This window comes from Gemmata sp. SH-PL17 (assembly GCF_001610855.1).
GTDB classification, from domain to species: Bacteria; Planctomycetota; Planctomycetia; order Gemmatales; family Gemmataceae; genus Gemmata; species Gemmata massiliana.
This window is the reverse complement of the sequence record NZ_CP011271.1, coordinates 2,067,900-2,090,439: the sequence shown is the minus strand read 5'-3', so window position 1 is coordinate 2,090,439 and position 22,540 is coordinate 2,067,900. Positions and strand designations below refer to the sequence as shown.

Sequence of the window (22,540 nt, the reverse complement as noted above, 5' to 3'; positions counted from 1 at the left end):
ATGCAGAAACATAAACCAAATAAACGACGCACGTGCCTTCTGTTTTCTGTTCTCTGACCTCTGTTTTTTGTGGCCAGCCAGCCTTCCTCTTAATGTGTGAGGTAAGCCCGTGCCGGTGAGAGCGGAACCCGTCGGTCTGAGCGGTGACGACGCGCACGCAGTGGACCAACTGCGAGCCGCCAGCGAGCGCATCCTCGAAGAGTGCGGCAAGGTTATCGTGGGTCAGCAGGACGTGATGGAACTGCTGCTCATCGCGCTCCTGGCGCAGGGCCACGCGCTGCTCGTGGGCGTGCCCGGGCTGGCGAAGACGCTAATGATCCGCACGCTCGCGGACAGCATGAACCTCACGTTCAACCGCGTGCAGTTCACCCCCGACCTCATCCCGACCGACATCACTGGTACACGGATGATCGAGGACGACCCGGAAACGCACCGCCCGGTGTTCAAGTTCCTCCCCGGTCCGCTGTTCGCCAACGTGGTGCTCGCGGACGAGGTGAACCGCACGCCGCCCAAAACGCAGTCGGCGCTGCTGGAGGCGATGCAGGAGAAGCAAGTCACGGTCGCCGGCGTCCGGCACCAACTTCCCGACCCGTTCTTCGTACTCGCGACCCAGAACCCAATCGAACAGGAAGGGACGTACCCGCTGCCCGAAGCACAGCAGGACCGTTTCATGTTCACGGTCAACGTGGGTTACCCGAACGAGGAAGAAGAGTTCCGGATCATCGAAGCCACCACGTCAGCGGTCCGTTCACAACCTCAGCGTGTGGTGGGTGGCGAAGAACTCATAGCGATGCAGCGGCTCGTGCGCAAAGTGCCTGCGGCCGGGTTCGTGATCCGCTACGCGATGAGGATCGCCCGCCTCACGCGCCCGGGCACCCAGGACGGTGAGGCGCCGGACCCGAACGTGCCGGACTTCGTGAAGAAGTACGTGACGTGGGGTGCGGGTCCGCGGGCCGGGCAGAACCTGATCCTCGCGGCGAAGGCCCGTGCCCTGCTCCGCGGGCGCACCTATGTCGCGACCGAGGACGTGAAGGCCGTCGCGATGCCCGTGATGCGCCACCGCGTCGTCACCAACTACAACGCCGACGCCGACCGGGTCACACCCGACGAGATCGTGCGAAAGCTCCTCGCGCTCGTCCCGGCGCGAGCCACCGAGTAACACAAACAAGGATTCGCCAAATCCTCACAAACGCGCAATCTAAGGAGGCTCATGAGGCATCAGGGGTGGTGCGTAGCATAATGCGGAGTGCGTCGGGTACCGCACGCTTGAGCGTTGTAGCTCCACGGGAAAACGGCCACGTATTGATCGAGGTAATGCTTACTGAGGCTCATGAGGCGGTAGAGGTGGAGGCTGGTCGCAATTCGTTGCCCGACAGCGTCCTGCACTAAACCTCCACCTCTACCGCCTCATGAGCCAATGTGTTCAACGGGAAGGGTTTACGCCGGCCGTTCGCCCGAACAACCTCACTTCGTTCCTTCGGCCTCGACGGGGAGCAGCGCACCGCCTTCGCCCGGTTGATCGGTGCGAATACGCAGTTGACGAGCAACAGTTCCCGCTGTCTTTGGCGCGAACTTCACCACGACCACCTGAACCGGGAGCGCGGCGGGCGCGGCGGGGAGTTCGACCGTGATCCCGTCGCCGGCGCCGTCCACGCCCACGATCTTGAACGGCTTCGCGGCCCGCACCAGAATCCGCTGCGACGCGGACTCGCCCACCTTCGCTTCGAGCCGTGCTTTACCTGGCGCGAGTTCCAGCGGCGCCACCACGGTGCCGGTCACCCCGATTTGAATGAGCGGGTTCGTCGGGTCGTTCGTCTTCAGCGTGATCTGTTCAGAGATCGGGCCGGGTGCCGCGCGCCCGCTGAGCGTCACGTCCACCTGATATTCCGCGCCCCCGCGGAGCGGCCCGCCGCGTCCCACCTCGGACAGTTTCACCTCGAACGGCCAGTTCCCCTGCACCACCTCGGTCACCTTCCAGTCGCGAGTGCGGCCGGAATACTTTATCTGGACGGACTGGTTCAACCGCGTGCCCTGCGGGACGGTGCCGAACCCGATGGCCCCAGGGGTCAGGCTCACGTCCGTGCGGCTCGTCGCGGATACGCGAATCGCGGCCGTGGACACGAACTTGGGACCGAACGTGACGTAAAAAGTCTGAGAGTTCTGGCCGACGAACTTGGCGGTGTTCATCGTCACCGTGAACTCGCCCGTTTCGTTCGGCGCCAGTTCCTTCGTCATGGGAACGTAGTCGAGGCACGAACACGTCAGACGCACGTCCGTGATCTGCATCGGAACGTCATAGATGTTGGTGACCGTGAACTTGTGCACGCAGAGCGTGCCGTGCGGCACTTCGCCGAAGTTGTGCGTGATGAGCGCGGGCGCGGCCTGCTCGCGGTTGTTCGCGATATCGGGCAGGAAGAACTTGTTGGCCCACGGCGCCTGCGTGCTCGGTTGTGCCGCGGCCGCCGCCGGTGCGGGCGGCGCGGGCTTGGTTGTTGGCCCGGCGAGTGACACCGTCGTCAAACCCAACCCAATCGCCGAAACCGCTATCGAGCGTAAAACTCGTTTCATTCGCGAACCTCCCGACCGACCGATCCCCGTTGGGCGATCAGTGCAGTCCTACATCGGCGGGCAAGGGGTCCGGGGTAACAACGAACGGAGCCCGCGCGACCACTCGCGCGGGCTCCGGTGTTGGACATCTGGTGAGTTCGCTACGGTCGCTACACGCGGATCTATCCGCAACACGTGCTCGAACCGCTCAACTGTTCCTTGATGAACTTGATGCCCTTCGTGTAAACGTCCTCCGCGGTCGGGAACAGGTCGCGCCACACCTTCGTTGCGGCGGCGATGTCCGGGAGCGCGCGCCCGAACGACTCGATCGTCATCCAGCCGTCGTACTTAATGTCGGCCAGCGCGCCGAACGTGTCGTCCCAGTTCACCTGACCCGTACCCGGGATGCCGCGGTCGTTCTCACTGATGTGAACGTGTGCCAGTACCGGAGCGATCGTGCGGATCGCCGCGGCCGGATCCTTCTCCTCGATGTGCGCATGGAAGCTGTCGTACATCGTGCGGAGGTTCGGGTGGTCCACCATCTTCACCAGTTCGACGGCCTGCGCCGCGGTGTTGATGAGGTAGCACTCGAACCGGTTGAGGTACTCGACGGCCATCATCAGGTTCGCCTGCTTCGCGACCTCGGCGACCTGCCGGAGCACGTCGGCGGAGTGCTTCTTCTCGTCCGCGGTCGGCCCGGTCCCGGTGAACTCGCCGATGGCCGAGTGGTACGGCCCGCACACGGTTTCCGCGCCGAGCACGTGGTTGATCTCGACCACCGTTTTGAGCCACTCCACCGCCTTCTGGCGCGTGGCCGCGTCCGGGCTGGCGGCGTTCGTTTCCTTCGTCAGAATGGTGACGGTGGTACACTTCAGCCCGAGCCGGTCGAGTTCGGCGCGAACGGGTTTGTAATCGCTCGGCGCGCCCCCGAACACCGGCAGCTCGACGCCGTCGAACCCCGCGGCCTTGAGTTTGGCGAGCAGCGGGAAGTGCTCGGCGGTCACCTGACCGGTCCAGAGGAGCAGGTTCATCCCGAGTTTCATGCGGATCTCCAACGGGAAAGGTTTGCGGCATTGTCCGGCACGGTGAGCGCCGCGGCAACGGGCGAGCGGAAAAACGTGAGCCACCAACCGCCGTGCTTGACGCAATAAGACGCGGACCGACAATCGGTCATCCCGGAGCCGCAATCTGTGGCCGTCTACTTCGTGTACCGGTGCCACTACGGAGCACCAAGTGAGAAGCACGTCCGACGATTCGAGCACGACACTATGCTCGACTGGGCGAAAGACGTGTGGAAGTTGCACGGCACTCGCGCGAAGGCGAACGAGTACGGCAAGCAACTTTTCACCGGGTTAGACATGGACGCCTTTCACACGCTATTTCACCCCTACGACGAATACCCGATGTCGCACCGCCCGCGCACGATGGCGGACGTGAAGCGCTAGTTTTCTGCGTTCTACTACGAAGAAGAGGCGCACAGCCCGCACCACATTCAGTGTTTCACAAACATGGGGTGACAATCAACGTGCGATCTACGTGTTTGACGATCACGATCACTACCGACAAAAGAAACCGGGCAAAGTGGATTCCTCCTACTAAACCGGGGCCTGTAGTTTCCGTGATTCCCTTGGGCTGAGCGGTTGAGGCAGGGTGCGCGCACTATGAACCCATGACGGCGTGAGGGTTTACAACTACATCGAGGGCACCAGGAGGCTCCCCGATGCCCTTGCCGCTCGCCACAGTGTTCGCCGACGTACCGGACCCGCCCCGCGACACCGAGAACAAACTCCACCTGTTGACCGACATCCTGACCATCGCCACCTGCGCGACCATTGCCGGGGCCGACGGGTGGGAGCAGATCGCGGCTTACGGCGAAGCGAAGAAAGCGTTCTTCGGGCGGTTCCTGGAGTTGCCCAACTGGGCGTTCGTGCGCGACACAACTGGGACGCACCGCGACGAGCGCGTCTTCACCACCGCCACGGCCCTCACGCCGGCCCGGACATTGGCCGTGACATTCTCCAACGTCCTGTGCGTGGGCCGCCGGTGGCTCTGGGGCGAGGCCGTTTTGCCATAGGTCGGGGCTCCCGGCTCGCGAAGACGTACCGCACCCGTGCAGGAATTCTTCGAGAGCCGGCCCAGCGGCTTGAGCACTGAGGTTCGGCACCAGTCGAGCTAAGATCGGTTCATCTGGCGCGCGGGCAGTGGCGATTGGTGCGCGCGTCAGCTCAGGATTGCGTCGATGGGCGTACCCTCGCTGCGAGCAAACGTGCGCCCGATCGGGCTGCGGAATGTTTTTTCCCAATCGATGCCGAGCGCCTTGAGGACGGTCGCGTGCAAGTTTGCCGCGGGGTGCTTGTCCTTTGGCTCTTTTCCACCGGCGGGGTCACTTTCGCCCACGACGGTACCGCCCTTAATGCCCCCGCCCGCCAGCGCCGCGGTGAAGTTGTGCGGCCAGTGGTCGCGCCCTCCGAGTGCGTTGAGCTGCGGGGTGCGCCCGAACTCGCCAACGCACAACACGACTGTGTCCTTCAGTGTGCCGCGGTTCGCGAGGTCGCGGATTAGTGCGGCAAAGGCCGGATCGAGTTCGCCCTTTAATCGAGTGGTGATGTCGTGATTGTTCGCGTGGCTGTCCCACCCGGCGAGCGTAACTTCGACGCACCGCACCCCGAGTTCGATCAACCGCCGTGCGGCCAGGCACCCGCGCCCGAACGGTGTGTCGCCGTACTCCTTGCGAACCGCGCCGGGTTCACGGGACACGTCGAACGCTTTGAGTTGGTCGGAACTCATCATTTTGCGGGCGCGGTCCATTGTGTCTTTGTGCCCGGTCGCCTCGACACGTTTCCCACGTCCCCTCGCGAACGCTTCTTCTACCACTTTGAGGTCTTCGAGGCGTTGCTCGAAACGCTCGGGTGAAACGTGCGGGGTTACGTCCGGCACGCCGTCCTTTGGGTCGTGTACTTTAAACGCATCAAACTGGGCGCCGAGCACCCCGCCGCGTGCGGGCCACTCGTTCGGCATGATGGACACGTGCCGGGGAATGTCGACGTTCTTATTCGGCAGGTCGTGACATACGATCGCTCCGAGTGACGGGTGCGCCACGGTCGCGTCGGGGCGGTAGCCGGTTTTCAGCGCGTAGGTGCCCCGTTCGTGGTCGCCCTCTTTGCTCCAAAGCGACCGTACCAGTGCGACGTGCTGCATCTGCTCCGCGAGTTGTTCGAGACCGGCCGCGAGTTGCACCCCCTTGACCGATGTGTTGATGGCTTTGGTGCCAGCGGCGATGTCGGTTCCCGGCTTCGGGTCGAACGTTTCCAGTTGACTCGGTCCGCCGCCCATCCACAGTACAACGACCGACTTCGCGGGTGCCCGATCCTTCTCCGCTGCGCGAGCTAGTGCCGTACCCAGCGGCGTGAGCCAAGCAAGGGAAGAGGCGCCCGCGGCCGCGAGGAAATGACGACGGTTGAAATTCGGAAGAAGCGGGTTCACAGTAGCTCCGCCGAATAAGATCGGGCCGGCACACTGGCAAATGTAGTACGGTGAAGAGATGTACCCGGAGATCGTGGGGAGAGTTTCAGAGAGCTGGAGCTGGGTGCGAACGCTGACGGGCACAATTTGTGCTAGTGGTGGGGCGCACTCAGAGTGTGCTAGTCCACGAAATAGTGGCGGTCTGAATCTTTCTTGATTTTGAAGCTTTTGAGTAACGGAACGATGCCCCCTTGGTAAACCGACCGCTTCCACCGCTCGCCCGTTGATTCTGTGTCAAAATTCAGTTCCGAAATCATGAGGTCCGCGATTTGCTTAACGTTCAGTCGGCCGTGCTTTTTTAGTAGCTGGACCACACCGTCTCGGAGACTGATCGGGTTCGCTTTCCTCCGGGCTCTGCCTTTAATCCCCCGGTCCTCTTGGATTCTCAGAATTCGTTTTTGTGCGTGATTGAGGATTCCCGCAAAGAAGTTGAAGAATTCTTCATCTTTCATCGATTTGTAATTGGCATCGTCCCCGGCCATTTTAACGGTACCGGTGCCGATACGGGCTTTGGCTTCCTTGCTCAATTCGCACATAAGCCCCAGGGCTTCCCACTCGGTCTGTTGGTGTAGTCGCATTCCAGCTCTCGCTACCACCAAATCGTTTAACATTATAGGTGACGCGCATTCTAATTTGCAAGCACCAATACTTACCGCGACATTCCTGAATGCTTACACCGGCTTTGCGTCCGTTAAAGTTACCAACTGGTTGCTTTCGCAATTTGGTTGCGAATTCATTAGCGGAGGTGTTGAGGGCGAATTCGGGCAATTTGTGAAGAGGTGAGCCATTATCGAACAGACCTCGACCGGCGTACCGGCGCGTGCTTCATAACACGCGGTCCGGGCTAACCTTCGGGAGAGTGGGCATTTATTTGGGGAGAGGTTGACGTGAGTTCGGAAAGGACCGGGTTGTCATCTATTCGCTGTGTGTTATCGACAATTCGTGAAAATAGGAGACTACACTCGGTCGATCGAACAACGCCCTCGAATTCTTCGCACCAACTCGGCCTCGGCCGGGTTTTGTGTGCGTTTCCCGCCGACCCGTTGGAAGAGGGACAGAATGTCTTTTCCGGTCAGGTGGACCTTGCTCCCACATTCTTGCAGGGCCGCGTGGATCGCGCGGCGGAAGGAAATGAGGTCTCGGTGACCCGCCTCGAACACGGCTTTCGCGAGTTCGGGCTTGGCGTGCTCCCAGGTTTCCAGCGCTTCGGAACATGCTTCCGCGGCTTTGCGAATAGCACTTCCTACTGCATTTGTCCTTTTCATTTTTTGGGGTTCCCTGTTTTCGCAGGGGGCGAAGTTACCTTATCGCCTGCTGCGCCATTCAGGTCAACCATAGGTTTTTAACAAATTCGGCGCCGCGAAACGGGGTAGCGGAGACTCGCGATTACTGCGGGGTAGAGTGCGCGATGTATTGATATGATAATTTTATTTATTTGCGAATGATTCGATAGGAAACGAGTAGTTTGGTCGTTTTGGTGTGAAGTTGCTCGTCATTTGTTCCAACTCAACTCGGTCGGGTAATCGCGAATTACTCAGATTTATCTGCGTATTTGAGCAGGAAGGCGGGGATTTCAGGAAACCCCAATTCGCGGAATGCGACCACCCGGTGAGTTCCTTCCCACACCGCCATCGGATCTTCGTTAACGAGGTGCTTCTCGATCCAAATCGGGTAGGCGAACTCCTTGGCTTGCAGCCGCTCTTTAATGGCGTGTATTCTTGCCCGTTGTGTCGCTCGGTGTTCGTCTGTGCTGTCTGTAAGTTTCGTTTCAACAAGCCGAAACCAGCTTCTGAACCGTTCGATTGGTAGTAAGCCGTATTCGATTACGATTTCACGCTCTTTGCCTTCTGCGTACATTTCTGTGTTTTTGTGGCGTCGTTTCCGACTTCGGTGAGGGAAATTGCCGATCGCTGCAGTGTAGTCATCTGAACGGATTCCTTCTCTTTGCTCACCGTGAGGAGCAATGAACCTGCGGACTTCAACCTCACGGTAAGTCTCACCGACGCTCAAGTCTGGAAGCAGAAACATGGGGAGTGCTTACCCTCGCAATAGGTAAGCGTTCGCGAATGCAGCCGCGCCCTCGACTGCTTCCCGTGCAGTCCGGTAAGGGTAGGGGGATTTTGCGACCAGTACCCCAGTCCCCGTTCGCCAGTCTCGTACCACTCCCCGATAACCGGTGATCGCGTAGGCGTTCGGCATGCAGAACATTTGTCCGTCTTGCGACCATCGAATAGGCGCGTGGATCTCTTCCACCGTGCACTCGTACACGGGTTGCTCCTTTGGTTGGGCGACTGTTTGTGAGATATCCTAAGCTTAATCGATTTGCAGTTGAGGCAATACACGAAATTGAGAAAAATGCTGGGAATTCCTGGAAAAGATAATGCTACCTATTTGTTGCCAACTCGGTCGAGTTGAACAGCACCCAGTACAGGTCCGCGAGCAGGCGCTTTCGGTCGTCGCCGGTGGTGTCGGCGAGTTTCGCCGTGAAGTGCTCCGTTTCCTTTTGTGAGGGGCGGCGCGTTAGTACGGCCAGGTACGCGGTTTCGACGGCTGCGGCGTCGTTGGGGGCGAACATCGCGATCTGTGTGGACGCGCTGAGCAATTCGTCCTTTGCTTTGCCGTCCACGAGATCGCCGTTCATCATCAACAGGCGCTGCGGGATGGTGCCATGTGCCCGTGCGAACTCGTCGTCGTCCGCGTCGCCGTAGCGCTTCACGAAGTCCCGCTCGTTGAAATACCGCATGGCCCGCACGAGGATGTGTGATTGCTGGTTGATCGTTTTCACACTCGCGGCCTGAATCACGTTGCCAATCACTTGCTCCGGGCGCAATCGCGTGAGCGGGAACACGGCCCAGGAATCGTCGTGCGTGTCCGTGATCTCGAATTCGGCCGCGCTGTCGAGTCGGAACACTTCCGTGGACGCGATGAGCAGGATCAGTCGGCGCAGGTCGTGGTTGTGGGCGGCGAAGTCGTCCGCCAGAATGCGCAATGCGGGTGGGATCTTCTCGGCGCTCATCTCATCGAGTGTTTGCGCTTCAACTCGTCGCAGGAGTGGGCGGCCGAACATCATGGCCCACACGCGGTTCACCGCGGCGCGGGCGAAGTAGACGTTGTTTGGGTCGGTGACCCACGACGCGAGGCGCTCGCGCCGCGTTCCGTGCTCCGGGAGCAGTTCGGGCGCGAACGGCACCGACGGCGCGATCTCGTGCGTTCCGCCCGCCACGCGGTCCTCGAACTCGTACTCGCCTTTGTTCGAGTCCGCGATGTTCGTGACCGCGTGCTTCGTTTGGCCGAAGAACGCGGCGAGAGCCTGGAAGTGCGTTTGCTTCCACGCGGGCTCCAGGAAGTGGTCGTGGCACTGGGCGCAATCGATGCGGAGCCCGAGGAACGCGCGCGTGACGCGGATCGCGAGCTTCTCGGCGTCCGGTGCCTTCTTGTTCTCGTCGAACGTCGCCGCGATGAAATTGACCGCGGGTGTGTCCGTGTTCAGGCCCTGGGCCGAGATCATTTGCCGCACGATTTCGGCATAGGACGTGTTCTTGAAGAGTTCGTCGCCGAGCCACGAGACGTACCGGCGCTTGCGGTAGGTGAGGAGCGGGCCGTCCTCGGTACCGACGAAGGCCCGAGCGAGTCGGTCCGCGAAGTAGTCCGCGAACCGGCGGTCACGGAGCAAGTGGTTCGCCCAGCCATCAAGTCTCTTTTCGGGTGGTTGCTGCTCGAACTGCCGGATCTCTTCCAGTGACGGAACGCTGCCAGTTAGCGCGATCGACAGCCGGCGCGCGACCGCGAGGTCGTTCGCACGCGACGCGGGTTGAATTTGCTTCTCGGCCCAATCTTCGCGGAACGAGTGATCGACTCGACTGACGACCGTGCGGAAATCATCCCGTTCTGTGTGGGCCGAGTCGAACTTGATCTTGCGCGATTCGGTGTACAGCGGGAACAGGCTTGCCCGCAGCGCGAACGTTCCGCCCGCCACAATCGCAATGAAAAGAAGGTTGCGGCCCCACATGGGTGCGATTCCGGTGGATGAAGACTCGCACGCACATACCCCGGCCCGCAGCGCCGCGTTTCACGAAACCGCGAGCTACCTTGAAGGGTAGCACGAATATCACACACCGCTCCACTCCGTGCGAATCATGGCCAGTGCCGCAATACCCGTCGCACCACCCCTTCTGGTCGAACCGGACTTTGAGGGCGAAGTTCCGGTCGTGATGCCGATCGCGCCGAAGAACCTGTTTCAGCGTGTGCTCGGTTCGGTTGGTTCCGCAGTGGGGTGGGCTTTCGGAGTCGCGGCGCTGTTTCTGGGGCTGTCCGTGTTGGCCGCGGTCCCGCTCGGTCAGTTCCTCGCGCTCGGGCACCTGCTCGAAGCGAGCGGGCGCGTCGCGCGCACCGGGCGCATCCGCGACGGCTTCATTGGAGTGCGCACCGCAGCTCTGTTTGGCGGAGCCGCGCTCGCGTGCGCGGTGATGTGGCTCCCGCTGTATTTCATGTCGCTCCAGGCCGAAGCCGCCCGCATTATCGACCCCAGTGGGCGGCTCGCGCGGCAGTGGGAAGTCGGTCTTACCGTATTCGCAGTAGCGTTCGCGCTTCACGCGGCGGGGGCACTGCTCCGCGGCGGGCGAATCCGGCACTTTTTGAACCCGATTAACGTTCCGTGGCTCGCGTACCGTGCGTGCCGCGGGGGGCTGTACACCGAAGCACGCGACCGGGTTTGGAATACAGTCGTCGGGTTGCGGGTGCCGTACTACTTCTGGCTCGGTGTGCGCGGGTTCGCTGGGGCGTTCCTGTGGCTCGCGTGCCCACTACTGTTACTCGGATTGGGGCACCGGTACTGGTTCGTGGGTGTGATGGGGGCGGGGTTGTTGGCGTGCGTGGTGCTGTACGTGCCGTTCATGCAGGTGCGGTTCGCACGCACGCACCGGTTCCGGGCGTTCTTCGAGGTGCTCAAGGTCCGACAGGTGTACCGGCGTGCCCCGCTCGCGTTCGCGCTCGCGTTGTGGGCTCACTTGCTGTTCGCGATGCCGCTTTATTTGCTCAAGATCGAACTGATTCCGCGCGATCTGGTGTTTCTCGAAGGGTTGGTCTTCCTGCTATTCATCTTCCCGGCGCGGGTGCTCGGTGGTTGGGCCTATGCTCGCGGTGCCCGCCGACCAGAACCGCGGCTCTGGCTCGCACGCTGGGCCGGGCGATTCGCGGTGATTCCCGTCGTGCTGGCGTATGTGTTCGCCGTGTGGGTTTCGCAGCACATCGGCTGGCAGGGCGTGTCGACGCTGTACGAACAGCACGCTTTTTTGCTGCCGGTTCCGTTCGTGGCGTGGAAGTGATTCCCGGACCGTCGGCGCTACCGCCCGTGGCGCTTCTGGAGGTACGCGGCGAGGTCGTGGCCGAGGTCCGCGTCAGTACGGAGCCGGACGTAGTCGATTTCGAGCCTCCGACACCCGGTTTCGATCGCGTCGATGTGGTCGTGAAGTGCTTTCAGGTAACTGTCGCGGATGCCGGACGGATCGGTGAGGATTTCTGGTAACCCTTCGAGCCCGCGGAACAGCGTGGTCTGCCGGAACGGGAAGTCGAGTTCGGCCGTGTCGAGCGTGTGGAAGAGGATCACTTCGTGTTTCTGATAGCGCAGGTGCTGGAGCGCGGCGAGAATATCGGGCACGTCGTCGAGTAGGTCGCTGAACAGAAATACGACCCCTCGGCGCCCGGTGCGCCCGGCCAGTTCGTCCACGCCGCGTGCGATCCCGCCTCCACCGGGAAACGGTCCGCTGCTCATGACGCGGCACGCTTCCCGGAGCTGGTTCATCTGACCGGACGGTCGAAGGACCGCGCGCACGCCGTTCGCGACCAGACTGAGGCCCACCGTGTCGGCTTGTTGGAGCACGAGGTACGCCATCGCCGCCGCCGCGGTGGACGCGAGGTCGTACTTCGTGCGGGTACCGGAGCCGTAACCCATTGACTCGCTCGCGTCCACGACGAGCCACGCGACGAGGTTAGTTTCCTGCTCGTACTGCTTGAGGAAGTAACGCTTGGTGCGCGCGTACACGGCCCAATCGATGTGCTTCACGTCGTCGCCGGGGGCGTACTCGCGGTGCTGGGCGAATTCGACGGCTAAACCCTGGCGCGGGCTGCGGTGCTTGCCCGCGAGGTAACCCTCCACCGCAAGTCGCGCCTCCAGTTCGAGGCGGTCGATGCGCGAGAGTACGGCGGGGTCGAGGGGGTTCGTCACGGTGGTGTCGCTTGGTGCCCGGATTGCGTTCGTGGAGCTCATGATACCGCAACGCGGGGCGAGCGTGTTGCGGCGAAACGCAATCCCTCCTTATCGCCAGCGCGTTTGGCGCGCGGCGACGGCTTATCATTAATACTGCACGCGGATACCGAAGGTCATGCCTTGAACGACGAGTTCCTCGGACCGCCACGCGAAGGTCGGGCGGGGAAGGGTGCTCGGCGTCGGTTGGGCCACGAACCGCACGTTGCTGTCGTTCACGATTGGGTCGATCGCGCGCCCCGGGCGCATCACCGCGCTCAGGTACATCAGCGAGTACCCGAACGACACCTGCACCCACCGGTTGAAGTTGTAGGTGAGCTTCAGGTCCAAGTCGTGCGAGTAGGCGAATTTCCCGCGCGTGAACGTCCCGGCGTTCAGCCCCCGGGCGTACAGCCCGCCCGATTCGGTATCGACCAACCCCGTCGCCGAGACGAAGGTGTTCGAGCCGACCAGTTCGACCCGTTGAGCCACTCCGCCGATCGCCGACTTCGAGGTCAGGTCGAGGCCGAAGCCACGGTCGTTCCCCCCGAACCGGCTGTTGAAGCCGATGTACCCGCCGTAAAACGAGTTACGCGCCCGGATCGAATCACGCACGTCGACGATGCCCCCGCTCGGGAAGAAAGAGGGAGAATCGATCACCAGACTTTCCTGTAGGTCGAGGTACTTGAAACCGATGAGAATGTCGGTCGAATCGGAGAGGAGCGAGTACCACGCGCGCCGGACGTTGCCGTCCACGCCCCACAACCGGCTTTGGGCCACGGCGGACACGCCGCCGGAATACTGGTTGGGGAGTGATGCGTAGAGTGAAGTAGGCACCCCCGAGCCGGCGGCGATGTACCCTTGGGCAATGGCTACCGGGGTGCCGTTGTTGAAGAAAGAGCCGGTCTCGTTTTTCCGCTCCAGTACAAACCCGCCCACTTCCGCACCGAACTTATCCCAGTTCGCACCAACGGCCGCTCGGGCGCCGCTGAACGCACCGAAATCGATTCGGTTGTTCTCCGGGAACACGGTGACAGCGCCGGTGGCCTGAGACGTGTTCGCAATGGCCGCGGGGACTGTTTGGATGAGCGGTACGGTCCGCATTGGGCTGTACCACATGAGCATGTAGTCGCCCGTCGCCCAGAAGCGCGGGCCGCTCATGTCGAACGGTCGCGCTTCGACTGGGGGCATGACCGTCGGCGCGCTCGTCAGCTCGGCAAGCCTGCTGGCCGGCTCGGGGGAAGTGGGGGGCGTGGTGGATGCAGCGGGTTGGGCACGCGCAGCACTAACCGTTGCCAGAAACAATGTTCCGGCCAGAAACGTGATTCGCATGGCTATATATTCCGCGTGGAAGCCCGCGGATACGGGCTGGGAGTGACACGCGGAATATATCGAATGAAGTGAGATGGGCTGTTTAGCGGTAATCCTTAGATTGCGCGTTTGTGAGGATTTGGCGAATCCTCGTTTGTGTTACTCGGTGGCTCGCGCCGGGACGAGCGCGAGGAGCTTTCGCACGATCTCGTCGGGTGTGACCCGGTCGGCGTCGGCGTTGTAGTTGGTGACGACGCGGTGGCGCATCACGGGCATCGCGACGGCCTTCACGTCCTCGGTCGCGACATAGGTGCGCCCGCGGAGCAGGGCACGGGCCTTCGCCGCGAGGATCAGGTTCTGCCCGGCCCGCGGACCCGCACCCCACGTCACGTACTTCTTCACGAAGTCCGGCACGTTCGGGTCCGGCGCCTCACCGTCCTGGGTGCCCGGGCGCGTGAGGCGGGCGATCCTCATCGCGTAGCGGATCACGAACCCGGCCGCGGGCACCCCACTGCGGTTGGCCGGGAACGTCCGCGACCCGAAGGGCGGCCCGGAGGCCGTCGCGTGTTACGGGGTGCTGCGGACACCGGCGGGATGATGCTCCGGTTCTGCGACGGACGACCGGTGAGTGCCACCACCGAGGAGTATCTGGGGTGGGTGTGCCGGGAATTGGCGACCGAGGGGAAGCGGGTGTTCGCCCTGGTGTGGGACAACGCCGCGTGGCACGTCTGCAAGCGGGTGCGGCGGTCGTTCTGCGGGCATCACCCGGACTCGGTTCGTGCGCGTCGACGGTTGAAGGGGCGATGGTGTACACGGATCAGTGGAAGGGGTGCAGTCGGTTGGCTCGGAACAATCGCGGGCATGCGACGGTGAACCACACGCCCGGTCAACGGGAGTGGGTCCAAGACTACGGGGACGGGATCTACGAAGTACATGACAACACGCACGAAGGGTTATGGGCGGCGTTGCGCACGTACCTGCGCCCGTTCGGGGTATCAGCCAGCACGACCTCCATCAGTACGTCGCCATCTTCCAGTGGGGGCTACAACCTCAAAGAGGCCACGCTCGACACACTAATAATTATATTCCAGATCATCTGACGCCTCGTAAGTCTCTATTAATGCCCTTGGCTCATGAGGCATCAGGGGTGAATGGGGCTATTTTCGATAGCGGGAGTAGTTACCCTTCGGGGTTGGCCTCGGTCCTTAATTGGAGCGCCCACGGATGGATTTCCCGATCCTCGGGCTAATGAGCGACGACGCCTGCGACCAGTTCCTGGTGGACACGCTCCACCCCGACGGGCTCTGTTGCCCGGGGTGCCGACGGGATGATGCGCGGTCCGTTCACGATCGCCATCGCCCACCCGTGTTCGACTACCGGTGCCGTCATTGCGGGGCCGTGTTCAATGCGTACACGGGCACCCCACTGCAGAAGACGCACCGCTCCCCGACCCAACTGGTCCTGATCCTGCGCGGTATCTGCCAGGGCACCCCGACCGCGCAACTGGCTCGCGAACTCGGATGTGATCGCAAGCACCTGCTCACACTCCGGCACCGACTTCAGGGCTTGGCTTTGCAAGCCGCGGAGCACATGGGTCCGGTGCCCGGTTCGACAACCGAGGCCGATGAAATGTTCCAGAACGCGGGGGAAAAAAGGCATTTGCCACCCGGACCCCGATGACCCGCCTCGGCGCCGGGCCAACAAGCAACGGGGCCACGGGAACTTCGACAACGATCGCCCGCCGGTGGTCGGAGTCGTCGGCCGGGGAAGTGGCGCGGTTGCCCTCGCGGTCGTGGGTCGAACGGATCAGGAGACGCTTACCTCATTCGTCGGCTCGTCGACCGTCGCGGAGGCGATGGTGTACACCGACGAATGGAAGGGGTACGCCCGGTTGGCGCAGAACAATCGCGGTCATGCGACGGTGAACCACACGCCCGGTCAGCGGGAGTGGGCGCGAGATGACGACGGGGACGGGATCCGCGAAGTGCATGACAACACCCGGGAAGGATTGTGGGCCGCGTTGCGCACGTTCCTGCGCCCGTTCCGAGGGGTCAGCAAGCACTACCTCGGCCAGTACGTCGCCGTCTTTCAGTGGGCCTACAACCTCAAAGAGGCGATACCCGACACGCTGAGAATTATGCTCCGACTCACCCCTGACGCCTCATGAGCCAAGCCTTCTTTACACATCCCCTCAGAGTGCGTATGCACGTCATGGTATTTTTGGTCCACTACCGTCAAACGAATCCCGCAGTAGCGAGTGCCGTACTCTATTGAGTGTCGAAGCCCTTCATTCACTCCCGATGCAATATCAGCCAAATGCAATTCTACGGCCCAAAAGTTCATCGAATCGGGTACGGCAACAGCATCAACGGTAATCTGCTCACATGTCGGTTCGGGTGATAGGCGGAAACGGAAGGGGCCATAGAAACGACGACCACCGAATAGTCGGCGGATGACGTGTTCGCCTTCCTTTGCTTCACGAACGGTGAAAAAACGCATATGCGACCCACGCCGTGAAGATCAATGCCCGCTGCCGTTGGCCGTAACTGTGGCCGCGGGGCCGAAGCCGACGGAGCGAGACTTCCGCGCCGCGAGTTCCTGGCGGTTCTCCCGGAACTGGTCCATCGCCCGGTCCCAGTCCCACTTACTGTCGTTGAGGAACAGCAGGATGAGCAGGTTCTTCACCTCTTCGATTTCCGCGAAGCTGAACCCCGCGGTCTGAGAAACGACGTGCTCCACGTCCACACCGGACTGAACGTCCGCGTGCCAGCGCCCAACGAGTTCGCGCCGGAGGGCCGCGTCCGGCGGTTCGAGGTGCAGCACCACGTCGATGCGCCCCGGGCGCTTGAACGCCGGGTCGATGAGCGACATCGAGCAGTTGGTCGTGAACACGTAGGCGATGCCCTCGTTCACCTCGATGCCGTCGAGCGCACTGAGGAACACCGCCTGGTCCTCGGTCTCGCCGACGGTGTTGCGGTCGCGCAGGGCGATGTCCATGTCGTCGAAGAAGATCACCCCGCGGCGCCCGACCGAGAACAGCTCCTTCACCGCTTCGACCGGGTCGTTGGACCCGCGGGCCGAGCGGTACGTGTCGGGCGTAACGAGCCGGTACTCGTAGCCGAGCCGCAGGCACTCGCGCCACAACCACCGGCACGCACTCGTTTTGCCGTTACCGGGCGGGCCGGTGAGCAAAATGCCGCGCTTCGCGCGCCCGCCCAGTTCTTTGATGCGCTGGAGGTTCTTGCGGTCGAGGAAGCCGAGCGTGTTCTGTTTGAGCGTTTCGAGTTGCTCGCTCAGGAGGACCGGCGCTTCGCCCTCGGGTTCTTTCGTGCGGTGCGACTTGATCGCCTGCCGGAACAGTTTGAGGTAATCGCCCTTCGCGACGACGAAGAAATCGTAGCTCCCGGACGCCCCGAACGGGGCCACGCAGCGCGCGAACGTGATCCCCTCGATGCTGTACTGTCGGATGCCGAATTGCATCCCGGGCCAATACTTACGGCTCACGCCGATCCAGTCGCGTGTGAGCACGCCGTCGAGCGGGAGGAGCGGCCCGCGGATCGCGTTCTGGAGCAGCGGGTAGTAGAGGCCACTGGGAACGAAGGCCACCGGGTCCGTGATCCCGGTGGCCTTCGCCACCGCGTCGAGGACGTACCGGTGGTTCGCGGTGTATTGTTCGAGTGTCATGCGGTTGTGGGCGGCCCGGCGTGTAGGGGTGTGTCAACGACACATTATTCTACACGCGGGTTCGCCCCAAGCGAACGCACGAAGCGTTCTCATCGCTACTTGGTGCCGAACAAGCCGGGGCTGAAATTGAAGATCTGTCGCGGTTGTGGGTCGACCCGGTCCGCGATCCGTACCAGCACTCCACCCCCGGACGCACGCAATTCGCCGTCCACGAGCACGAGGTCCGTGAGAGATTCATTGGCGTTCAATGAAACGGTTTGCTTCCAGCACACGCCCCCCGTCGCGGCGTTCACGCGGTACACCGCAGTGCCCGAAACAAAGTACACGCTGTCCCCGTGAATCACGGGCGCGGTGGTGATCGCGTCCTTCACCGGGAGCCGCCAGACCTGGGACCGATCCGCCAGACCACTGTATTTGAACAGCACCAAGGAACACTCATTCGCGGCATTGCGCGTCGGGGCGAGCAGGCCGTGCGCGCGGGCGGTGCCAAACGGGGTCGCGGGCGCGGTCGCCTTAGAAGAACCCAGTAACACCGTTTCCCTCGACTCGTGGACCGCACCGAACCCGTTGGCCAGCGTCGCGAAGAGGTAATCGACATCTGCCGCCGGGTGCGGCTCCGTCGAGGTGGGCTTGGTCGTCCACGATTGGCGCTGCTCGACCGCGTTGTACCGAATCACGCCCGTCGCACTGATCGCGTAAATGACGCCCGCTCTCGAAGAGAACTTGGGCTGATCGCCGAACCCGCCGCGCACGATGTCAAACCCGGTTTGCCGGCCGGTTGCCACATCAAGCATGTACACGTGACCGGTCTTCTCTGCTGCGCCGCCCTTCGGCTCGTTTCGGCTCGCGAGGTACACCTTCCCGTCGTGAAACCCCACGGCACCGAGCAACTGCTCGCCGTTGTCCACTTTGCCGGGCAGCACGAACCGCCAGTCGATGCGGCACTCGGTGTCGATCACGAGAAGCTCGCGCGCTGTGCAGAGGAACACTTTTCCGTTGTGCGAAACCGTTTCCCCGGCCGCCACTTCGATCCGCTTCACGTCGCTCTTCGCGTTGGCGTCGGCTGCGGGGATCGCACTTGCGAGCGGGCGGCTCTGGATCTCCGCCTTATCCTGACCGACTTGCACGTACACCAAAGCGCGCTCGCGGTCACAACAGAGATACTTCCCATCGAAGCGATGAACTGTCAAAACGGGTTCGGTGATCCCCGGTTTCGCTAGTTCGGGTGGCGTCGCCGGCAGGAGCGGACCATCTGAAGGTGTTGGAAGCTTTGAAGGCTCCGGAAGCACCGTCGGAGCGAATGACAGTTTAGCTGCAGGTGAAGGGATCAGAGCGTCGCTTGCTGGTGGAGGCGAACCGCCCTGCAACTCGGACGGGCGAATCGGCTGAACGATGGGCACAACCAAGCCCCCCGGAGGCGCAACCGGCACAAGCGCCGTGGGCGCGGGAATGATTGGCGGGGGCAGGACCGAGGAAGCCTCCGGGGGGGGCGGAGGAAGTACCACGGCGGCCAATGAAGTAGACGAAGAAGCCACAGAAGGCACCGGGGGGCTCACGCCAATCGCGACCGGAGGCGTCACCGGCGACGGAATCGGAGGAAACACCGGTTCGGGTATTTTGGGGGTTACCGGGAGACCAGGAGGAACGGGCGGAGCGAGTGGAGCACTCATCGCGATCTTCGCCTGTTCGCTCGAGTCTGCGACGAAAGGGGCGTGAGCGTGTGTCGCAGGTGCTTTGGGCGCGACAATTACATGCGGTTGCGGTGGTGCAACGGCAACTTCAGCAGTGTGCGTCGCGGGCGTCGTTGGTCGGGGCCACCTGCCTTCATTATTGAGCACCAATGTGACCAATAGTGCCGCACTCAAAATGCCGGGCACACACCAACGCCTGAACGCACGCATCGTTCGCCCTCCGTGACCTACGTTCCCGCGTGAATTATTGCCTCCGTGGGCCGCGGCGTAAAGGGCAAGACCGGTGTTGGCGTTGCCGCATTTGCGGTTACTCAATTAGCATGAGGAGTAACTTCCCAGGACGTAGAGGATTACCGATGACCACCGGCTCGCGCTTCGACCTGAGCGTGCTCGAAACGGCCCAGAAGGTTCCGGGCAAACCGCGCCACAAGACCCGCGAGGTGAAGGTCGGCTCCGTCATCATCGGTGGGTCGAACCCGGTCGCGGTGCAGTCGATGACGACCACCGACACGTTCGACGTCGAAGGCACGATCAAGCAGATCCACGCACTGGAAGAGGCCGGATGCGAACTCGTCCGCGTGACCGTGCCGAAACCCGAGGACGCGGGGGCGCTCACGCAGATCAAACAGAAGATCGGCATCCCGCTCATCTGCGACATCCACTTCGACTACAAGATGGCGCTCTCCGCGCTCGACCACCCCATCGACAAGATCCGCATCAACCCGGGCAACATCGGGACCGAGGAGCGGTTCCGCCAGGTCGTGCGGAAGGCGAAGGAGAAGGGCATCCCGATGCGGATCGGGGTGAACGCGGGGAGCCTCGAGCGCGACCTGTGCGAGAAGTACGAGTTCCCCTGCCCGCCCGCGATGGTCGAGAGCGCGCTGCGCCACATCGAAACGGCCGAGAGCGAGGGGTTCCGCGACATCATCGTGTCGCTGAAATCGAGTGACGTGCTCGTCGCGGTCGAGGCGTACCGCCTGTTCGCCAAGATGTGCGACTACCCCACCCACATCGGCATCACCGAAGCGGGCAAGCCACCCTACGCGGTCACGAAGTCCGCGGCGGGCCTCGCACCGATCCTGCTCGATGGCATCGGCGACACGGTCCGCATCTCGCTCCTGGGCGACCCGGTACCGGAAATCGCCGCCGCGTTCGACATCCTGCAAGCGACCCAGCGCCGCGTGCGCCGGCCGGAGCTGATCGCGTGCCCTACGTGCGGGCGCCTCGCGATCGACCTGGAGAAGATCATCGCGGAACTCGAAGGGCGGCTGAACGGCAAGCGCCTGCCGGTGAAGATCAGCGTGCTCGGGTGCGTCGTGAACGGCCCCGGCGAGGCGCGCGAGGCCGACATCGGTATCGCCGCGGGCAACGGCCAGGGGATGATCTTCCGCAACGGCGAAATGGTCCGGCGCGTCGCGGAAGCGGAAATCGTGGACGCGCTCATGGAGGAACTGGCCCGCTGGGAAGCGGAGAACCAGCACCGCATCCCGAAGACCACCGACGCGGAGGGCATCGGCCGGCGCAAACTGCCGGTCGTGACCGCGTGACTTCCGGGCACGAGCGCGGGCGGGTAAACTGAAGTGTCGGAGGTCGCCCGATGGCCCGGCCGAAGATCGACATCAGGCACTTCGTTGTCTGTCGCGCCGTTTCGTGGGAGGGGCCACCGGGACCGTACACACTGCGAACGTTGGAAGGCGTGTGCCACCGCTTCGGCGTCCCGCCCGGGACCGAGTTCCCGTTCGAAGTCGATGAGTTCTGGACGTACCTGCGTGTGTTCAACATGAACGCGGGTACGGGAACGATCCCGTTCTTCTTGACTCTGCTTCGGACGGGCACGCAGGGGACGCCTCAACGAATCTGGACACGCCCCTACGCCCAAATTCCGTTTCGGCCGAGCCGCGGGGTTGTGGAGGCCGCGTTCTCCCTCAAACGAGTGACGTTTCCCGCCCCGGGATGGTACGAGTTCCGGCTCTCCCGGGAAGTCCGATTGAGGTGGCAAACGCGGCGCCTCATTGTCGCGCGGGAGCACGTCCTAATCGAGAAATGACATGGCCAAGCGCCGCCGGAAACGCTCGAACGGTCCGCCTCCCAACAACGGAGCCGACTTCCTGATCGGCGAAGCCGGTCCGCTCATTTACTCGTACCCGATGCCGCCGGCAAAGAGTCGCGGGCAGCTCATCCCGCGGCCCGAATGGACGGCGATCGAGTCTGGCACAGAACTGGCGCCCGCTGAGCAAGCCGCGACCAACGCGCGCACGAAGGCGCCCGCCGATCTCCCGCTGATACCCGCCTCCGAAGAAGTCGCGACGCTCCCCCGAGCCGCGCGAGAAGCGTTCGCCGCGCGCTGTGCGGCTCGTGTGGCTCCGCTACGCGAAGGGGTGATATCACCGGAAGGGACTGCAGCCCTGATACTCGCGGCCGCGACCACCGCGACCCCGGTCCGGCGCCAGTTGCTCTGCATCCGGCGCGACTTCGACCGGTTGAAGCTCCTCGCACAGCAGAACAACTGGACCGACGACACGCCGGTGTCTCTCGACATTTTTGGCCCGATGTGGCCAAAACGTGCCACGCCGGACTGGGCAAAAGGGCCGCCCGCGACCACGAATCCTGAGTAGCACAGTCTCCGAATTCTTCGACGCAACGCGCCGCAGACCGTTTTAGTCAAGCTCATGGGCGGTAGCACGGGCCGCACATCCGGCGCGTTCTGAAGAAACCAAACAGGCTCTCATCGCGTTTTCTGCGGTGAGTTCTGCGCGCGTTTCACGTTTCATTTCTCATACCCACTTCATCGGAAGTGAGTAAACTCAAGTATCCAGGTGGGACATTCCTACCGGAGGGTGAACCCGTGCGCGTGCTGCTCGTTGAAGACCACCAGCCCCTCGTCAAAGCCTTACGGCAAGGGTTGGAAGAGGAAGGGTTCGCCGTCGACGTCGCGACCGATGGCGAAGAAGCGGACGTGAAGTGCCGGAGCACGTCCTACGACGTCGTCGTGCTCGACGTGATGTTGCCAAAAGTTGACGGATTAAGTCTGTTAAAGAGGTGGCGCGGCTCCGGTATCAATACACACGTCCTGATGTTGACTGCGAAAACCACAACCAACGACAAGGTGACGGGACTGGACGCGGGGGCCGACGACTACCTCCCCAAGCCGTTCGAGATGGACGAACTGTTCGCGCGGTTGCGGGCACTCATCCGCCGTGGGCACCAGCAAAAAGACCCCGTACTGCGGTGCTACGACCTGGAGATCGATACCGCGGCGCGCACGGTGCGCCGGTCCGGGCAGGTGGTCCACCTCACGCCGCGCGAGTACGCCCTGCTGGAGTTCCTCGCGTTCCACCGCGGCAAGGTGGTGACCCGGAGCATGATCTGGGAGCACCTCTACGACGAGTACGACGAGAACACGTCGAACGTTGTGGACGTGTACATCCGGTACCTGCGGAACAAAGTCGATAAGGGGTTCGATCCGCCGCTGATCCTCACCCGCTGGGGCGAGGGGTACATGCTCCGCGGCGACGACGATCCGCCCCCCCAGAAAGCGTGACAA

22 protein-coding genes are annotated in these 22,540 nt (G+C 62.6%); 11 read left to right on the top strand and 11 right to left on the bottom strand.

Annotated features, from left to right (window positions below):
* The first annotated feature begins 109 nt into the window (after window positions 1-109).
* On the top strand, window positions 110-1,159 hold the full coding sequence (locus VT84_RS08570) for an AAA family ATPase (protein WP_082839217.1): 1,050 nt from the start codon (window positions 110-112) through the stop codon (window positions 1,157-1,159).
* 305 nt (window positions 1,160-1,464) lie between these two features.
* Here the strand turns inward: VT84_RS08570 and VT84_RS08565 are convergent, their stop codons facing one another.
* Together VT84_RS08565 and VT84_RS08560 are read right to left on the bottom strand one after the other, a co-directional pair.
* Window positions 1,465-2,568 carry a DUF1573 domain-containing protein gene (locus tag VT84_RS08565; protein ID WP_082839216.1) on the bottom strand — a complete coding sequence of 368 codons (1,104 nt, stop codon included), beginning with the start codon at window positions 2,566-2,568 and terminating at the stop codon, window positions 1,465-1,467.
* A gap of 161 nt (window positions 2,569-2,729) precedes the next feature.
* On the bottom strand, window positions 2,730-3,590 hold the full coding sequence (locus VT84_RS08560; RefSeq protein WP_052559629.1) for a sugar phosphate isomerase/epimerase family protein: 861 nt from the start codon (window positions 3,588-3,590) through the stop codon (window positions 2,730-2,732).
* A 147-nt stretch (window positions 3,591-3,737) separates the two neighbouring features.
* Between VT84_RS08560 and VT84_RS08555 the strand changes: the two genes are divergently transcribed.
* Window positions 3,738-3,992 carry a hypothetical protein gene (locus tag VT84_RS08555; protein WP_052559628.1) on the top strand — a complete coding sequence of 85 codons (255 nt, stop codon included), beginning with the start codon at window positions 3,738-3,740 and terminating at the stop codon, window positions 3,990-3,992.
* A gap of 275 nt (window positions 3,993-4,267) precedes the next feature.
* Window positions 4,268-4,621 carry a transposase family protein gene (locus tag VT84_RS40660; RefSeq protein WP_082839215.1) on the top strand — a complete coding sequence of 118 codons (354 nt, stop codon included), beginning with the start codon at window positions 4,268-4,270 and terminating at the stop codon, window positions 4,619-4,621.
* A 146-nt stretch (window positions 4,622-4,767) separates the two neighbouring features.
* On the opposite strand, the gene VT84_RS08545 is transcribed toward VT84_RS40660, so the two are convergent.
* From VT84_RS08545 to VT84_RS08525, 4 genes are all read right to left on the bottom strand, one after another.
* The gene (locus tag VT84_RS08545; RefSeq protein ID WP_239465749.1) at window positions 4,768-6,030 is read right to left on the bottom strand and encodes a DUF1501 domain-containing protein; all 1,263 of its coding nucleotides are present in this window, start codon (window positions 6,028-6,030) and stop codon (window positions 4,768-4,770) included.
* A 158-nt stretch (window positions 6,031-6,188) separates the two neighbouring features.
* Window positions 6,189-6,647, bottom strand: coding sequence for a hypothetical protein (locus tag VT84_RS08540; RefSeq protein WP_082839214.1), 459 nt, complete (start codon window positions 6,645-6,647; stop codon window positions 6,189-6,191).
* Window positions 6,648-7,599: 952 nt separating this feature from the next.
* Window positions 7,600-8,097, bottom strand: a complete 498-nt coding sequence (locus VT84_RS08530) for a ParB N-terminal domain-containing protein (protein ID WP_157469324.1) — start codon at window positions 8,095-8,097, stop codon at window positions 7,600-7,602.
* Between the two features lie 355 nt (window positions 8,098-8,452).
* Window positions 8,453-10,078 carry a DUF1549 domain-containing protein gene (locus VT84_RS08525; protein WP_082839211.1) on the bottom strand — a complete coding sequence of 542 codons (1,626 nt, stop codon included), beginning with the start codon at window positions 10,076-10,078 and terminating at the stop codon, window positions 8,453-8,455.
* A gap of 127 nt (window positions 10,079-10,205) precedes the next feature.
* Here VT84_RS08525 and VT84_RS08520 point away from each other — a divergent pair, with 127 nt between their 5' ends.
* Window positions 10,206-11,393: a hypothetical protein gene (locus tag VT84_RS08520; RefSeq protein WP_082839210.1), complete on the top strand. Its 1,188-nt coding sequence runs from the start codon at window positions 10,206-10,208 to the stop codon at window positions 11,391-11,393.
* Window positions 11,394-11,410: 17 nt separating this feature from the next.
* Here the strand turns inward: VT84_RS08520 and VT84_RS08515 are convergent, their stop codons facing one another.
* The 3 genes from VT84_RS08515 to VT84_RS08505 all read right to left on the bottom strand — a co-directional run bounded on the left by VT84_RS08515 (window position 11,411) and on the right by VT84_RS08505 (window position 14,095).
* Window positions 11,411-12,334, bottom strand: coding sequence for a DUF58 domain-containing protein (locus VT84_RS08515; RefSeq protein WP_239465748.1), 924 nt, complete (start codon window positions 12,332-12,334; stop codon window positions 11,411-11,413).
* An 87-nt stretch (window positions 12,335-12,421) separates the two neighbouring features.
* Window positions 12,422-13,642, bottom strand: a complete 1,221-nt coding sequence (locus VT84_RS08510) for a BBP7 family outer membrane beta-barrel protein (protein WP_082839209.1) — start codon at window positions 13,640-13,642, stop codon at window positions 12,422-12,424.
* Between the two features lie 138 nt (window positions 13,643-13,780).
* Entirely contained in the window at window positions 13,781-14,095 is a 315-nt protein-coding gene (locus VT84_RS08505; RefSeq protein ID WP_239465745.1) for an AAA family ATPase, read from the bottom strand.
* Window positions 14,096-14,340: 245 nt separating this feature from the next.
* On the opposite strand from VT84_RS08505, the gene VT84_RS38290 reads away from it, so the two are divergent.
* From VT84_RS38290 to VT84_RS08485, 3 genes are all read left to right on the top strand, one after another.
* Window positions 14,341-14,721 carry a hypothetical protein gene (locus tag VT84_RS38290; RefSeq protein WP_157469322.1) on the top strand — a complete coding sequence of 127 codons (381 nt, stop codon included), beginning with the start codon at window positions 14,341-14,343 and terminating at the stop codon, window positions 14,719-14,721.
* A gap of 124 nt (window positions 14,722-14,845) precedes the next feature.
* Window positions 14,846-15,301, top strand: coding sequence for a transposase (locus VT84_RS38285; RefSeq protein ID WP_157469320.1), 456 nt, complete (start codon window positions 14,846-14,848; stop codon window positions 15,299-15,301).
* Entirely contained in the window at window positions 15,246-15,788 is a 543-nt protein-coding gene (locus VT84_RS08485; RefSeq protein ID WP_082839206.1) for a transposase, read from the top strand. The genes VT84_RS38285 and VT84_RS08485 overlap by 56 nt, the downstream gene beginning before the upstream one ends.
* Window positions 15,789-16,141: 353 nt before the next feature.
* Here VT84_RS08485 and VT84_RS08480 read toward each other — a convergent pair whose 3' ends face one another.
* Window positions 16,142-17,305 carry an AAA family ATPase gene (locus VT84_RS08480; RefSeq protein WP_082839205.1) on the bottom strand — a complete coding sequence of 388 codons (1,164 nt, stop codon included), beginning with the start codon at window positions 17,303-17,305 and terminating at the stop codon, window positions 16,142-16,144.
* A gap of 95 nt (window positions 17,306-17,400) precedes the next feature.
* Window positions 17,401-18,438: a PQQ-binding-like beta-propeller repeat protein gene (locus VT84_RS08475; protein WP_157469318.1), complete on the bottom strand. Its 1,038-nt coding sequence runs from the start codon at window positions 18,436-18,438 to the stop codon at window positions 17,401-17,403.
* Between the two features lie 914 nt (window positions 18,439-19,352).
* On the opposite strand from VT84_RS08475, the gene ispG reads away from it, so the two are divergent.
* From ispG to VT84_RS08455, 4 genes are all read left to right on the top strand, one after another.
* Window positions 19,353-20,543 (top strand): flavodoxin-dependent (E)-4-hydroxy-3-methylbut-2-enyl-diphosphate synthase, encoded by a 1,191-nt coding sequence (gene ispG, locus VT84_RS08470; RefSeq protein WP_052559617.1) that lies wholly within the window; start codon window positions 19,353-19,355, stop codon window positions 20,541-20,543.
* 50 nt (window positions 20,544-20,593) lie between these two features.
* On the top strand, window positions 20,594-21,043 hold the full coding sequence (locus VT84_RS08465) for a hypothetical protein (RefSeq protein ID WP_052559616.1): 450 nt from the start codon (window positions 20,594-20,596) through the stop codon (window positions 21,041-21,043).
* Between the two features lies 1 nt (window position 21,044).
* Complete coding sequence (locus tag VT84_RS08460; protein WP_082839204.1) at window positions 21,045-21,611, top strand: hypothetical protein; 567 nt, start codon at window positions 21,045-21,047, stop codon at window positions 21,609-21,611.
* A 230-nt stretch (window positions 21,612-21,841) separates the two neighbouring features.
* Window positions 21,842-22,537, top strand: coding sequence for a response regulator transcription factor (locus VT84_RS08455; RefSeq protein WP_052559614.1), 696 nt, complete (start codon window positions 21,842-21,844; stop codon window positions 22,535-22,537).
* Window positions 22,538-22,540: the final 3 nt, after the last annotated feature.

What these genes read in the sequence shown, in the direction of transcription:
- VT84_RS08540 (WP_082839214.1), bottom strand. Translation starts at nt 6,647, where the DNA reads ATGCGACTACACCAACAGACCGAGTGGGAAGCCCTGGGGCTTATGTGC.
- ispG (WP_052559617.1), top strand. Translation starts at nt 19,353, where the DNA reads ATGACCACCGGCTCGCGCTTCGACCTGAGCGTGCTCGAAACGGCCCAG.
- VT84_RS08565 (WP_082839216.1), bottom strand. Translation starts at nt 2,568, where the DNA reads ATGAAACGAGTTTTACGCTCGATAGCGGTTTCGGCGATTGGGTTGGGT.
- VT84_RS08485 (WP_082839206.1), top strand. Translation starts at nt 15,246, where the DNA reads ATGAAATGTTCCAGAACGCGGGGGAAAAAAGGCATTTGCCACCCGGAC.
- VT84_RS08515 (WP_239465748.1), bottom strand. Translation starts at nt 12,334, where the DNA reads ATGAGCTCCACGAACGCAATCCGGGCACCAAGCGACACCACCGTGACG.
- VT84_RS08510 (WP_082839209.1), bottom strand. Translation starts at nt 13,642, where the DNA reads ATGCGAATCACGTTTCTGGCCGGAACATTGTTTCTGGCAACGGTTAGT.
- VT84_RS08530 (WP_157469324.1), bottom strand. Translation starts at nt 8,097, where the DNA reads ATGTTTCTGCTTCCAGACTTGAGCGTCGGTGAGACTTACCGTGAGGTT.
- VT84_RS08520 (WP_082839210.1), top strand. Translation starts at nt 10,206, where the DNA reads ATGGCCAGTGCCGCAATACCCGTCGCACCACCCCTTCTGGTCGAACCG.
- VT84_RS08525 (WP_082839211.1), bottom strand. Translation starts at nt 10,078, where the DNA reads ATGTGGGGCCGCAACCTTCTTTTCATTGCGATTGTGGCGGGCGGAACG.
- VT84_RS08480 (WP_082839205.1), bottom strand. Translation starts at nt 17,305, where the DNA reads ATGACACTCGAACAATACACCGCGAACCACCGGTACGTCCTCGACGCG.
- VT84_RS08460 (WP_082839204.1), top strand. Translation starts at nt 21,045, where the DNA reads ATGGCCAAGCGCCGCCGGAAACGCTCGAACGGTCCGCCTCCCAACAAC.
- VT84_RS40660 (WP_082839215.1), top strand. Translation starts at nt 4,268, where the DNA reads ATGCCCTTGCCGCTCGCCACAGTGTTCGCCGACGTACCGGACCCGCCC.
- VT84_RS38285 (WP_157469320.1), top strand. Translation starts at nt 14,846, where the DNA reads ATGGATTTCCCGATCCTCGGGCTAATGAGCGACGACGCCTGCGACCAG.
- VT84_RS08505 (WP_239465745.1), bottom strand. Translation starts at nt 14,095, where the DNA reads ATGAGGATCGCCCGCCTCACGCGCCCGGGCACCCAGGACGGTGAGGCG.
- VT84_RS08465 (WP_052559616.1), top strand. Translation starts at nt 20,594, where the DNA reads ATGGCCCGGCCGAAGATCGACATCAGGCACTTCGTTGTCTGTCGCGCC.
- VT84_RS08560 (WP_052559629.1), bottom strand. Translation starts at nt 3,590, where the DNA reads ATGAAACTCGGGATGAACCTGCTCCTCTGGACCGGTCAGGTGACCGCC.